This is a genomic window from Brachybacterium sp. ACRRE (assembly GCF_022346485.1).
In the GTDB taxonomy this organism is placed as follows: domain Bacteria; phylum Actinomycetota; class Actinomycetes; order Actinomycetales; family Dermabacteraceae; genus Brachybacterium; species Brachybacterium halotolerans.
In genome coordinates, this window is record NZ_JAKRMO010000027.1 from 1 (window position 1) to 12,761 (window position 12,761).

Consider the following 12,761-nt stretch of genomic DNA (forward strand, 5'->3'; position numbering starts at 1 on the left):
GGGGGGGGGGGCGGTCGCGGCAGCGGGTTTTGAGGAATGGTCAGGAGCGATGGCGCACTGCGGCGTCGCGGTGATCGCGGAGCATCGTGGCAGAGGACTGGGGCGATCCGTGGCCTCGGCAGCCGTAGGCCACGCGCTGGGCGAGTATGGAGTCGTGCAGTGGCGATCCCGGGACACCAACACCGCGTCCACGCGGCTCGGAGCACGATTGGGGTTCGCACTGCTCGGCACCCAGACCGCGTTCGACCTGCACCCCTGAGACGACTGTTCGAGGCGCTCGTCAACGCGATGGCAGATCGCGGAGCAGTTCGATTCCCGAAAGGTCGATGCGATGAGCACATCTTCCCCGCACCGAGGTGCTCTGGTCCTCATCTGTGCACCTCCCGGCACCGGTAAGTCCACGGTGCTGCCCCACCTGATCGAGCGTGGTCGTGGGATCGCGGTCGTGGCCGATATCGACGAAGTCCTCGAAGGCGGCTCCCTGCTGGGCGTGAAGATCGCCCATCCCTCTGCCGCACCGATCTGGCCCGCCTACGATCGGCTCTGGGACCGCATAGGCACTTTCGTCACTCGCGCCGGGTTCGACATGGTGCTCTTGACCCAGGTGCCCAGCGTGTTGCCATCGCCGGAGGTGGGAGCGGTCGTCGGTTGGGAAGTCGAGGACGATACCCGAGCTGCGCGCCTCCGAGGCCGGCAAGAATCCGAAGCGACCGTCGAGGATGCGCGGTTGGATGCGATAGCGCTGCGCGCCTTGCTGAAGCAGAGTTCGATAGTTCGAACGGGAGCGACCGAAGCGCCTGAGCAGTGTGCTGATGCGCTGTGGGCAGCCGTGGAGCCACTTCTGAACGGCGCCTAGATTTCGGAGGTGATGGCCCCCGTCGGTCTCGAATCAGTCATACGGGCTTCATGGCGTCCTAGCGCTGGGTGCGCCGACCGATACATGAGGGATCGTTCCTTCGTGGATCGAGGTACCGATCGCCTCCCCGGGCACAGTGAACCCCCACGCTCTTCCCCGCTCGTCTTCGTCGGCCGGTGGCTCGTGACTTCGATAGGCGCGGGGATGCCCGCACCGTCGCGACGCTCCGAGAGCGCCCATCGTCGACCGCTCTGACGGGTACTGACAGGGCGTCCCTGCCGAGGGGCCGCCCGCCTACGCTGGCAGGACGGTGCAGGATCCCGCCCCTGATCACGAGGGGATTCGCACCGGAACCCTCGACCGCACCGCATCCGGAGGAAGGCACGCCCGGTGACCACGACCGCTCCCGAGACGACCCCGCGTCACGCCCGCACGACCCTGGTCCTCGCGAGCGGGGCGTTCTTCCTCACCACTCTCGACATCCTCATCGTGAACATCGCCCTGAGCTCCATCGGACGAGAACTGGGCGGCGGGACCTCCGCGCTGCAGTGGGTGGTCGATGGATACACGCTGGTGTTCGCGTCCCTGCTGCTGTGCGCCGGGAACCTCTCGGACCGCATCGGGGCCCGGCGCGCGATGACGGCCGGGGTCATCCTCTTCGGGCTCACCTCCGTCCTCTGCACGCTCGCCCCCCTCCACGGGGCTGCTCATCGCGGCGCGGGCCGGTCAGGGCGCTGCCGCCGCACTGATCCTCCCCGCCTCGATGGCGCTGCTGCGCGAGGCCTTCCCGGATCCCGTGCCCCGCGCGCACGCCCTCGGGGTCTGGACCGCGGCGGGCGCGATCTCCGCCGCCGCGGGCCCGCTGCTCGGCGGGCTGCTCACGACCCTGGACTGGCGCCTGGTCTTCGCGATCAACATCCCGGTCTGCCTGGTCATGGCGATCCTGATGGGACGGGTGGCGCCGTCCCCGCGCCGCCCGGTGCCGTTCGACTGGGCGGGCCAGGTGCTCGTTCTCGCGGCGCTCGTGGCCCTCATCTTCGGTCTCATCGAGGGCGGCGCGCGCGGATTCGCCGATCCCGTCGTGCTCGGCGCACTCGGCCTCGCAGCGCTCGGGCTGGTCGCCTTCGTCCTCGTGCAGGCGCGGGTGCGCCACCCGATGATGCCGCTGGGACTCTTCCGCTCCGCCGGACTGAGGATCTCCCTGGTCGGCGGGTTCGCCTTCATCGGCTCCTGGTTCGGGACCGTCTTCGTCCTCAGCCTCTACCTCCAGCAGGAGCTCGGGATGACGCCGCTCGCGGCCGGGCTCGTCTTCCTCCCCTCCGCGCTGATCAGCCTGCTCGGGAACCTCGGCAGCGGGCCCGTCGTCGCCCGCTTCGGCCCGCGGTTCCCGGCCGTGCTGGGGCTCTCCTCGATCACCGTCGGCCTGGTGCTGCTGATCCCCGGCCTGCTCTCGCAGAGCCCGATGGTCCTGGGCCTGCTCATTCTGCTCGTGGGCGCCGGAGGCTCGATCGCCATGCCCCCGCTCACCGGTCTGGTGCTCAGCAGCGTCGAGGCCTCGCAGTCGGGCATCGCGAGCGCCGTGCTGAACACCTTCCGGCAGGTCGGCGGTGCCCTGGCGATCGCGATGATGGGCGCGCTCGCGTCCTCGTCGACCGGCTTCGTCGGTGGGGCCCAGATCGGCTTCGCGCTCGCCGCCGCCGTCGCCCTGGCAGCCGTGCTGTCGGCGCTGCGGATCGGCGCGACCGAGACCCCCATGGCCGCCTGAGATCGCGAAGGGCGGGGGATCCTCCGCTCCCGCGCCCCTGACATGATCGCGCTCACGTCCTAGAGTCGAGGGCATGAGCGCCCCCGGGAACACCGCCGATTCCGACCCCACCGCCGCCGATCCCACTGCCGCCGATCCCGCTGCCGCCGGCACCTCCGCCGCCGGCGCCACCGCCTCGCGACTGAAGCCCCGCAGTCACCAGGTCACCGACGGGCCCGACGCGATCGTCTCGCGCGGGATGCTGCGCGCCGTGGGCATGGGGGACGAGGACTGGGACAAGCCGCAGATCGGCGTCGCCAGCTCCTGGAACGAGATCACCCCGTGCAACCTCTCCCTGGACCGGCTGGCGGGCGCCGCGAAGGACGGCGTGCACGCCGCGGGCGGCTATCCCCTGCAGTTCGGCACCATCTCCGTCTCCGACGGCATCTCGATGGGCCACGAGGGGATGCACTTCTCCCTGGTCTCCCGTGACCTGATCGCCGACTCCGTCGAGACCGTGATGTCGGCCGAGCGGCTCGACGGCTCCGTCCTCCTCGCCGGCTGCGACAAGTCCCTGCCGGGCATGCTCATGGCCGCCGCCCGGCTCGACCTCGCCAGCGTGTTCGTCTACGCCGGGAGCATCATGCCCGGCCACGTGAACCTCTCCGACGGCACCTCGAAGGACGTCACCATCATCGACGGCTTCGAGGCCGCCGGCGCCCTCGCGCGCGGCCGCATGAGCCAGGCCGACGCCGACCAGATCGAGCGCCGCATCTGCCCCGGCGAGGGCGCCTGCGGCGGCTTCTACACCGCCAACACGATGTCGACCGTCGCCGAGGCGATGGGCATGTCGATCCCGGGCTCGGCGACCCCGCCGTCGGCCGATCGTCGACGCGACGCCGACGCGAGACGAGCCGGCGAGGCCGTCGTCGAGATGCTCCGCCAGGGCATCACCACGCGCGACATCATGACCAAGCCCGCCTTCGAGAACGCGATCGCGCTGGTCCAGGCCTTCGGCGGCTCGACCAACGCCGTGCTGCACCTGATGGCGATCGCCCACGAGGTCGACGTCGACCTGACGCTCGAGGACTTCGCCCGCATCGGCGCGAAGGTCCCTCACCTCGCGAACCTCAAGCCCTACGGCCAGTACGTCATGAACGACGTGGATCGCGTGGGCGGCATCCAGGTCGTCATGCGCTCCCTGCTCGAGGCGGGCCTGCTGGACGGCGACTGCCTCACCGTCACCGGCCGCACCGTGGCCGAGAACCTCGAGGCCCTCGATCCGCCGAAGCCCGACGGGGAGATCCTGCGGCCGGTGACCGACCCGATCGCGCCCACCGGCGGCATCACGATCCTCCACGGCTCCCTCGCCCCCGAGGGCGCGGTCGTGAAGTCCGCCGGCTTCGAGGGCGACGTCTTCGAGGGGACCGCGCGCGTCTTCGAGCGCGAGAAGCCCGCGCTGCAGGCCCTGCGCGACGGCACCATCACCCACGGCGACGTGGTCGTCATCCGCTACGAGGGCCCCAAGGGCGGCCCCGGCATGCGCGAGATGCTCGCGATCACCGCGGCGATCAAGGGCGCCGGGCTGGGGAAGGATGTCCTGCTCATGACCGACGGACGCTTCTCCGGCGGCACCACCGGCCTGTGCGTCGGGCACATCGCCCCGGAGGCCGTGGACGGCGGGCCGATCGCCTTCGTGCGCGACGGCGACCGGATCCGCCTCGAGGTCGCGACCGGGAAGCTGGACGTGCTGGTGGACCCCGAGGAGCTCGAGTCCCGCAAGGAGGGATGGGCGCCGCTGCCCCCGAAGTTCACCAAGGGCGTCCTGGCCAAGTATCAGAAGCTCGTGAAGTCCGCCTCGCGCGGTGCGATCCTGGGTGACTGAGGGCGCCGGCCCGGGCCTCGGCGACCCCGCCCGCGCCGCCTTCCCCGTCCGAGAACCGGAGGACCCCTGCCATGCGTGAAGTCGCCGACGGAGTGTTCTTCTCCTCCGGATGCGGATCGAACTGGATCCTGCTGCGCGAGGACGACGAGCTCACCCTCGTGGACGCCGGCTACCCCGGGGACGCTCCGCAGGTCGCCGACGACGTGCGCCGACTCGTCGGCAACCCCTCGAAGGTCCGCGCCGTGCTGGTCACCCACGCGCACGTCGACCACATCGGCACCCTGCCCGGCCTCCTGCGCCACTGGGACGTGCCGGTCCTCGCCCACGCCGACGAGATCCCGGCCCTGCACGGCGAGGTCCACGACCAGGCGGGCGCGCGCGACGTGCTCGCCAACCTCTCCGCCCCGCACATGGCGCGGTGGATCCTCACGGTGCTGCGTGCGGGAGGGATGTCCCACGTGGCCGTGCCGTCGGCCTCGCCGCTGCCCCTGGGTGGGCCCCTCGACCTCCCCGGGCGCCCCGAGCCCGTGCCCGCGCCCGGCCACAGCCTCGGTCACGCGGCATTCCTGCTGCGGGACGCCGGGATCCTCCTGACCGGCGACGCGCTGATCACCGGGCATCGGCTCTCCGTCGTCGACGGGCCCCAGATGCTCCCCGAGTTCTTCGCGCGCGATTCGCAGGCGGCGCTCGACGGGCTCGATGCCCTCGTCGACCTGCCGGCCGGTCTCATCCTCCCCGGGCACGGGGACCCGTGGCAGGGGAGCGTGCGCGAGGCCGTGGAGCGCGCCAGGGCCCGCAGCGCGGCGCAGACGTCCCGCTGAACAGGCTCGCCTCGCACTTCGCGCGCTCGCACGGGTCGGTAGGGTGCGCGCATGGACGCCCCGGACCCCGCCGCAGGACTGCGCATCCACCCCTGCGGTGAGGATGATGCGCGCGCACTCACCGCCCGCGAACCCGTGGGCAAGGACTACGCGTCCTCCGTCTTCGCCGCCCAGCAGCAGGGGATGTGCCTCTTCCTCGTCGCGTGGATCGGTGACGTCCCCGTCGGCTCGGGGGAGCTGGTGTGGAAGCAGGTGCCGGAGCTGCGGAACCTGCACGTCGACGCAGGGTTCCGCAGCAGAGGAGTCGGCTCCGCGCTGGTCGCGGCGGCGGAGGATGCCGCACGGCCGCAGGGCAGGATCGGTCTCGCGGTCGGTGTCGACAATCCGGATGCGCGCCGCCTGTACGAGCGACTCGGGTTCGCGGCGACGGGCGAATCGGAGACCTGCACCTACGAGTACGTCGACGACGACGGTGTGCGCCGCCGCGCCACGGAGACCTCGCAGAGACTCGAGAAGGCGCTCCCTCGAGCCCTCTGACGGGTCACTGCGCCGGCGTCCCGCCCCGGAAGGTCAGCAGGTCCGCCGTCACCTCCGGGGCACGACGTCCTGCAGAGCCTCGAGCACCACGTCGCGATCCACCCGCGTGCCGAACACGCGCACGTCCGCGTGCACCACGCCGCGATCTGCGGCGACGACGTCGCGCACGTGCCGCTCCACCGCGGCGAGGGAGGGGCCGTGCACCGCGGTCGCCGGTTCGAGGACCACGCCCACGGTCGCCGGGCCCTCCTCGTAGTACAGGAACATCGCGCGCTGGGTGGGCTCCCCGAAGAGACGGTGCTGCACGTCCTCCGGGAGGGCGCCGAGCGCGTCGAACAGCAGCGCCTGCGCCTCCGCCCGCGAGTTCGGGCCGCTGCGCGGGCTGCCGGGCACGATGGCCAGCTCGCCGCGCGCGACCCGCAGCGCGATCTCGGCCAGGTGGGGCTCCGTCTGCGCCATCGTGGTCGCCTCCTCCATCGCGACGTGTGATGGCTGCCACCCTACGTGCGCTCGCATGCCTCGGGAAGGTCGGACGCGAGGCGCGCGAACCGACGACGCGCCGGCGGGCCCCGATCCCCGGATGTATCGAGACGGACCCCGCGCAGGTGGGAGCGTGGAACGGCCCGGCCCGTCGGCACCGGGGGACAGACCCTGCTTGACGGGGGCGGCATCGGGGGTCGAGGGTGCGTCATAAGGCGGTTCTCGATTCGGGGCCGCCTTCGTCGATCCCGGACACAGTGGTCCGGATCGTCGTCCTCTCGCACGTCGCCGAAAGCGAGGCATATGCCATGGACACTGCAGTCTTCGAGCAGCACGAATCCGAGATCCGCGGCTACTGCCGCAACTACCCGACCGTCTTCGCCTCCGCGTCGAACGCGCGCCAGGTCGACGAGGACGGCACCAGCTACATCGACTTCTTCGCCGGCGCCGGCGTCCTGAACTTCGGGCACAACAACCCGAGGATGAAGGAGGCGCTGATCGAGTTCATCAGCAACGACGGCGTCGCCCACAGCCTCGACACGTACACCACCACCAAGCGGGACTTCGTGCAGAAGTTCCAGGACGTCATCCTGGCCCCGCGCGGCATGGACCATCGCATGCAGTTCATGGGCCCCACCGGCTCCAACGCCGTCGAGGCCGCCATGAAGCTCGCCCGCCGCGCCACCGGCCGCCGGGAGATCGTCGCATTCAGCCACGGCTTCCACGGCATGACCCTCGGCTCCCTCGCCGCGACCGCCAACCACGCCTTCCGGCAGTGGGCGGGCGTGCCACTGGACAACATCGTGCGCCTGCCGTTCGAGACCGCGCCGGGCGGGGACACCGCGATCGCCGAGTACCGGGAGGCACTGCTGGACACCTCGAGCGGGCTCACCGCTCCCGCCGCGTTCCTCCTCGAGCCGATCCAGGCCGAGGGCGGCGTGAACGTGGCCAGCGCCGCCTGGCTGCGCTCCGTCCAGGACCTCGCCCGCGAGGTCGGCGCGCTCGTGATCTTCGACGACATCCAGGCGGGCATCGGCCGCACCGGCAGCTTCTTCTCCTTCGACGGGATGGGCCTGGACCCCGACATCATCACGCTCGCCAAGGGTCTGGGCGGGTTCGGCACCCCGATCGCCATGAACCTCAACAAGCCCGAGGTCGACCGGCACTGGTCGCCCGGCGCGCACACCGGCACCTTCCGCGGCCAGGGCATGTCCTTCGTCGCGGGCACCGTGGCCCTGGACTACTTCACGGACGACGCCTTCGGGAAGGACGTGACCGCCAAGGGACAGGTGATGCGCGACCGGCTCGAGCAGATCGCCGCGGCCCACCCCGAACGGGGATGGGAGGTGCGCGGCAAGGGCATGATGCAGGCCCTGGACACCCTCGACGGCGCCTTCGCCAAGAAGGTCCAGGACGAGTGCTTCGCACGCGGCCTGCTCATCGGCCCCTGCGGCCAGGACGGCCGGGTCGTGAAGCTCATCCCGCCGCTGACGATCCCCGAGGACGACCTCGCGGCCGGCCTCGACATCCTCGCCGAGGCGATCGACGCCGCCGCGGCGGCGATCCCCGCCGCGAAGGACGCCGACCTGGAAGGCGCCCGCTGATGCGCCGGCGCGAGGACATGACCTTCGCGCCCGAGGAGTACGAGCGCCGCCTCGACGGGCTGCGCAGCCGCATGGCCGAGCGCGGACTGGACGCGGTCGTGATCTCGGACCCCGAGAACCTCATGTACCTCACGGACTACCAGACCACCGGCTACTCCTTCTTCCAGGCCCTCGTGGTGCCGCTGACGGACGATTCCGTGTTCGTCACCCGCGGCATGGAGGAGTCCAACGTCATCCACCGCACCTGGGTGGACCGCACCCGACCCTTCCCCGACGACGGCGACGCCATCGTCACCCTCGTGGGCCTGCTGAAGGACCTGGGACTCGGCGACGCCACGGTGGGCTTCGAGCGCAACAGCTACTACTTCCCGGCCTACCAGCAGGACCGCATGCACGAGGCCTTCGGGCACGGGCTCGTGGACTGCTTCGGGATCGTCGAGGAGGGGCGCCTGCGCAAGTCGCCGGCGGAGATCGAGGTGATGGGCCGCGCGGCGCGGGCCGCCGAGGCCGGCTGGGCCGCCGGTGTCGAGGTGGCCGTCCCCGGGAACTCGGAGAACGACGTCGCCGCGGCGATCGCCTCCGCGATGTTCCGCGCGGGCGGCGAGTTCCCGGCGGTCATGCCCTACGTGACCTCCGGGCCGCGCTCGATGATCGGGCACGCCACCTGGGAGGGTCGCATCATCCAGCCCGGCGAGCACGTGTTCCTCGAGATCGGCGGCTGCTACCGCCGCTACCACGCGGCGATCATGCGCACCGTGGTCAACGGCGGCCTCACCGACTCCATGCACGAGGCGCAGGAGACGATGAAGCGGGCGCTGGCGGAGCTGCGCGGACTCATGAAGCCCGGCGTCACCGTCTCCGAGGTCGACGAGCTCACCCGCGCCGTCATCGAGGACAACTCCGTGGGTGCGCACCTGATCACCCGCGCCGGCTACTCGATCGGCATCGCCTTCCCGCCCAGCTGGGACGAGGGCTACATCCTCTCCCTCATGAGCGGGGACCGGCGCGAGCTCGACGAGGGCATGACCTTCCACCTCATCCCCTGGATGTGGGGCGTGGACGGCGACAAGACCTGCGGGATCTCCGACACCGTCCGCATCACGGCCGACGGCTGCGAATCCCTCTTCCACGTCCCCGAGGACTTCACCGTCCACTCCGCCTGAGAGGAGCACACCATGAGCGAACAGACCGCCAGCGTGCTGACAGCCATCGACCCCACCACCGGCGACGTCGTGCGCGAGGTGCCGGCCGCGACTCCCTCGCAGATCAGCGGGATCGTCGGCCGCGCCCACGACGCCTTCACGACCTGGAAGGAGACCACCTTCGCCGAGCGCGCCGGCGTGCTCCGCGCCGTCGCCGCGCACATGCGCGAGCACGTCGAGGAGCTCGCACCGCTGATGACCCAGGAGATGGGCAAGCCCATCGGCGAGGCCAGGGGAGAGGTGAACAAGGCCGCCTGGGCCGCCGAGCACTACGCCGACCACGCCGAGGAGTACCTGGCCGACGAGCACATCGCCTCCGATGCCACCTCCTCCTACATCCAGCATCTGCCGCTCGGGCCGGTGCTGGGCGTGCTGCCCTGGAACGCGCCCTTCTGGATAGCGTTCCGCTTCGCCGCTCCCGCGCTGATGGCAGGCAACACGTGCGTGATGAAGCACGACCCGCACGTGCCCGGCTGCGCGGCGGCGATCGGGGAGGTCTTCCGGGCCGTCGGCGCCCCCGAGGGGATCTTCCAGGTCCTCCAGGCCCGCACCGAGGACGTCGAGCAGGCGATCCGCGACCCGCGCATCGCCGCCGTCTCCTTCACCGGATCCGACCGGGCCGGCGCGAAGGTCGCGGCGATCGCCGCGAGCGAGATCAAGCCGGCGGTGCTCGAGCTCGGCGGCTCGGACCCGTGCATCGTGCTGGCCGACGCGGACCTCGAGGAGGCCGCGAAGGTCTCCGCGCTCTCGCGCATCATCAACGCCGGCCAGTCCTGCATCGCCGCCAAGCGCGTCATCGTCGAGCGCTCGGTGCACGACGAGTTCGTCGAGCTGCTGCGCGCGCAGCTCGCGGCGCTCACCGTGGGCGACCCCCACGAGGACACCACCCAGGTGGGGCCCATCGCCCGGGAGGAGCTGCGCGAGAACCTGCACCGGCAGGTCGCCTCGTCCGTCGAGGCCGGGGCGCAGCTCGTGCTGGGCGGCGAGATGCCCGACGGGCCCGGGTTCTTCTATCCGGTCACCCTGCTCACCGGCGTGCAGCAGGGCATGACCGCGTGCACCGAGGAGACCTTCGGCCCGGTCGCCGTGGTCGTCGCGGCCGACGACGCGGACGATGCCATCGCGATCGCGAACGACACGCCCTACGGGCTCGGCTCCTCGATCTGGACCGAGACCGCACGCGGGGAGGCCCTCGCCCGGCGCATCGAGGCAGGGCAGGTCAGCGTCAACGGGATCGTGAAGACCGATCCGCGTCTGCCCTCGGGCGGCATCAAGCGCTCCGGCTACGGCCGCGAGCTGGGGCCGCACGGCATCCGCGAGTTCGTCAACGCCCAGCAGGTCTGGGTGGGTCCCGCCGTCGGCTGATCGGCGCGGCCCGCGCCTGACCGTGGAGCGATGAGGCGGGCGGACTCGGCACGCGAGGCCGAGCCCGCCCGCCTCATCCCTTCGGGGCGCGAGGCTCGTCGGGCATACTCGCCCCATGGGCCAGCCCGAACAGCCGCGCTCCGGCGCCGCACCGTCCCCCTCCGCCTCTGATCCCGCGTCGTACGCCGCGTCGAACCCGCTGGGCGTCGTCTCGCTGATCGCGGCGATCGTGCTCGTGGTGCTCTCCACCATCCGCGGCGGACTGAATGTGCTGGTGCCGCTGCTGATGGCGAAGTACAACACGGGCTACGCGCTCTGGGGCTGGGGATCGACGATCCTGCTCGCGCTCGTGGCGCTGGTCGCCATCGTCATCGGAGTCGTCGCCCTGCTGCAGCGCTCGCGACGCAGGACGGCGGCGATCGTCGGCGTGACCGTGGGTGCGTCATGGCTGGTGATGATGGTGGGCGGCCAGCTGCTGAGCGTCGTCGTCGCCGCGCTCGCCCGGGCGATGTGGTGACGGCAGCCGCCGCCGGCGGCGCCTGATCGCGTGCCCGTCGAGTGCTCCGCCCGACACTCCCGCATGATGCACGCGGCAAACCCCTCGTGCGATCCGGATTCATCGGGTACGCTCGAATCAACAGCGCCGATCGAGCGCACGGCCGACCGTCAGGACATCTTCACCCGCAGCACCCACACCCCCTGCAATCGACCGTGGCGTCGCAGGTCCATGAAGGATCTCCGCAGCGCACTCGGCAGCCCACCGGATGAGGCCCCGCGCCCATCCCTACGAACTCCCCACTTCGGACTCCTTCCCACCGGGAAGGTTCCGCCGTGGGGGCGCACGGCGGAGATCTCGTCGTGACCGCACAGAGGGCATCTGCTCTCTGCACACCGAAGGAAAGACTGCATGACTACAGGCACCGTGAAGTGGTTCAACTCCGAGAAGGGGTACGGCTTCATCGCCCCCGACGACGGCTCGGCCGACGTCTTCGCCCACTTCAGCAACATCGCCGGCTCCGGCTACCGCAACCTCGAGGAGGACCAGAAGGTCTCCTTCGACACCGAGCGCACGGATCGCGGCCTGACCGCGACCAACATCCAGCCGGCCTGAACCTCCTCCTGAGCTGAGGGGCGGGTCCGCCCGCCGCCTCGTTCCGGGAGTCGCACGCATCGCGTGCACCGCGCCCCGTCCTCCGCCCTCATCGGCGGAGGGCGGGGCGCGACCGCGTTCAGCTCGCGGCCAGGTGGAACTCGCCCGCCGTCCGGCCTTCGTCCCTATACTCGCAAGGGTACGAGCAGGACATCCGACAGCGAGGGAGGCACTGATGAGTGCGGATGAGAAGTTCGAGAACACGGCGGATCAGCTGGGCGGCAAGGCCAAGGAGGGCCTCGGCAAGCTGACCGGTGACAAGGAGGCCGAGTCGGAGGGCAAGGTGCAGCAGGCGCGCGCCGGCCTCGAGGACAAGGTCCAGGACGTCAAGGACTCCGTGAAGGGTGCCCTGAACGGCCTCACCGGCAAGAAGGACGGCGAGTAAGACTCGTCGCCCGGAGTCCCAGTACTCCGAGAGGAGCCCCCGTCCGGCATGCGCCGGGCGGGGGCTCTTTCGCGTCGTGGCCTGCGGAGCCCGGCCGACTCAGCTCGCCGACGCGGAGGGCGGCCCGCTGTGCTCGCGCCGTGCCTCCCGGTCGAAGACGCCCAGGATCTCGCAGGGTCTGCCCCCTTCGGCGCCGATCGCATGCGGGAGCATCGTCGGGAACTCCGCCGCCTGGTTCTTCTCGACCCGCAGCCGCCGGTCGCCCAGCAGCAGCGTCGCCGTCCCCGAGAGCACCACGAACCATTCGCGCCCCGTGTGCGCCCGCATGGCCGAGGGCGCCGAGGGCGGCTCCGTGAGCCGCTGACGGATCACCGAGAGATCCGGCTGGCCCCGGATCGTCCAGCGCATCGCGCCCCTCGGTCCGTCGAGCGTGGGACTCGAGACCGCGTCGTCCGCGCCGGAGTCCACGAGCTCGTCCAGGGTCGTGTCCAGGGCTCGGGCCAGCGTGATCAGCTGATCCAGGGCCAGGCGCCGAGTCCCGCCCTCGATCCGGCTCAGGGACGACGGGCTCATCCGGGCGCGCTCCGCCAGATCGCCGAGCGACCACCCGCGCGAGACGCGCAGCGCCCGGATCCGTTTGCGCACGAGGGTCTCGATCGCGGCATCTTCTTGCGTCATAGGCAAGAGAGTATGCCGTATAGGCAATCAATGCCTAGTGTCGACGTCGTACAC

14 protein-coding genes and 1 pseudogene are annotated in these 12,761 nt (G+C 71.1%); 13 read left to right on the top strand and 2 right to left on the bottom strand.

Going from position 1 to position 12,761, the window contains the following annotated elements; translation table 11 throughout:
• The first annotated feature begins 49 nt into the window (after nucleotides 1-49).
• The 7 genes and pseudogenes from MHY49_RS09505 (at nucleotide 50) to MHY49_RS09530 (ending at nucleotide 5,843) form a co-directional block, all read left to right on the top strand.
• Nucleotides 50-259 (top strand): GNAT family N-acetyltransferase, encoded by a 210-nt coding sequence (locus tag MHY49_RS09505; RefSeq protein ID WP_239203800.1) that lies wholly within the window; start codon nucleotides 50-52, stop codon nucleotides 257-259.
• Between the two features lie 72 nt (nucleotides 260-331).
• The gene (locus tag MHY49_RS09510) at nucleotides 332-856 is read left to right on the top strand and encodes an AAA family ATPase (protein ID WP_239203762.1); all 525 of its coding nucleotides are present in this window, start codon (nucleotides 332-334) and stop codon (nucleotides 854-856) included.
• Between the two features lie 390 nt (nucleotides 857-1,246).
• Nucleotides 1,247-1,531 (top strand): annotated as a pseudogene (locus MHY49_RS19355) (MFS transporter); the annotation flags it as partial.
• Nucleotides 1,532-1,559: 28 nt separating this feature from the next.
• The gene (locus MHY49_RS09515) at nucleotides 1,560-2,621 is read left to right on the top strand and encodes an MFS transporter (protein ID WP_255719827.1); all 1,062 of its coding nucleotides are present in this window, start codon (nucleotides 1,560-1,562) and stop codon (nucleotides 2,619-2,621) included.
• A gap of 73 nt (nucleotides 2,622-2,694) precedes the next feature.
• Entirely contained in the window at nucleotides 2,695-4,485 is a 1,791-nt protein-coding gene (gene ilvD / locus MHY49_RS09520) for a dihydroxy-acid dehydratase (protein WP_239203763.1), read from the top strand.
• A 71-nt stretch (nucleotides 4,486-4,556) separates the two neighbouring features.
• Nucleotides 4,557-5,306 carry an MBL fold metallo-hydrolase gene (locus MHY49_RS09525; protein WP_239203764.1) on the top strand — a complete coding sequence of 250 codons (750 nt, stop codon included), beginning with the start codon at nucleotides 4,557-4,559 and terminating at the stop codon, nucleotides 5,304-5,306.
• A gap of 51 nt (nucleotides 5,307-5,357) precedes the next feature.
• A complete protein-coding gene (locus MHY49_RS09530) occupies nucleotides 5,358-5,843 on the top strand; it encodes a GNAT family N-acetyltransferase (protein WP_239203765.1) in 486 nt (161 codons plus the stop codon).
• A gap of 48 nt (nucleotides 5,844-5,891) precedes the next feature.
• Here the strand turns inward: MHY49_RS09530 and MHY49_RS09535 are convergent, their stop codons facing one another.
• On the bottom strand, nucleotides 5,892-6,302 hold the full coding sequence (locus MHY49_RS09535) for a hypothetical protein (protein WP_228359017.1): 411 nt from the start codon (nucleotides 6,300-6,302) through the stop codon (nucleotides 5,892-5,894).
• A gap of 329 nt (nucleotides 6,303-6,631) precedes the next feature.
• On the opposite strand from MHY49_RS09535, the gene MHY49_RS09540 reads away from it, so the two are divergent.
• The 6 genes from MHY49_RS09540 to MHY49_RS09565 all read left to right on the top strand — a co-directional run bounded on the left by MHY49_RS09540 (nucleotide 6,632) and on the right by MHY49_RS09565 (nucleotide 12,029).
• Entirely contained in the window at nucleotides 6,632-7,927 is a 1,296-nt protein-coding gene (locus MHY49_RS09540; RefSeq protein WP_239203766.1) for an aspartate aminotransferase family protein, read from the top strand.
• On the top strand, nucleotides 7,927-9,090 hold the full coding sequence (gene doeA, locus MHY49_RS09545) for an ectoine hydrolase (RefSeq protein ID WP_239203767.1): 1,164 nt from the start codon (nucleotides 7,927-7,929) through the stop codon (nucleotides 9,088-9,090). Before MHY49_RS09540 ends, doeA begins: the two co-directional genes overlap by 1 nt.
• A 12-nt stretch (nucleotides 9,091-9,102) precedes the next feature.
• The gene (locus MHY49_RS09550) at nucleotides 9,103-10,494 is read left to right on the top strand and encodes an NAD-dependent succinate-semialdehyde dehydrogenase (protein ID WP_239203768.1); all 1,392 of its coding nucleotides are present in this window, start codon (nucleotides 9,103-9,105) and stop codon (nucleotides 10,492-10,494) included.
• A gap of 115 nt (nucleotides 10,495-10,609) precedes the next feature.
• Complete coding sequence (locus MHY49_RS09555) at nucleotides 10,610-11,011, top strand: hypothetical protein (protein WP_239203769.1); 402 nt, start codon at nucleotides 10,610-10,612, stop codon at nucleotides 11,009-11,011.
• Between the two features lie 390 nt (nucleotides 11,012-11,401).
• Complete coding sequence (locus MHY49_RS09560; RefSeq protein ID WP_152352115.1) at nucleotides 11,402-11,605, top strand: cold-shock protein; 204 nt, start codon at nucleotides 11,402-11,404, stop codon at nucleotides 11,603-11,605.
• Nucleotides 11,606-11,819: 214 nt separating this feature from the next.
• Nucleotides 11,820-12,029, top strand: coding sequence for a CsbD family protein (locus tag MHY49_RS09565; protein WP_228359012.1), 210 nt, complete (start codon nucleotides 11,820-11,822; stop codon nucleotides 12,027-12,029).
• Between the two features lie 99 nt (nucleotides 12,030-12,128).
• On the opposite strand, the gene MHY49_RS09570 is transcribed toward MHY49_RS09565, so the two are convergent.
• Nucleotides 12,129-12,707, bottom strand: a complete 579-nt coding sequence (locus MHY49_RS09570) for a helix-turn-helix transcriptional regulator (RefSeq protein ID WP_239203770.1) — start codon at nucleotides 12,705-12,707, stop codon at nucleotides 12,129-12,131.
• Between the last annotated feature and the right edge of the window lie 54 nt (nucleotides 12,708-12,761).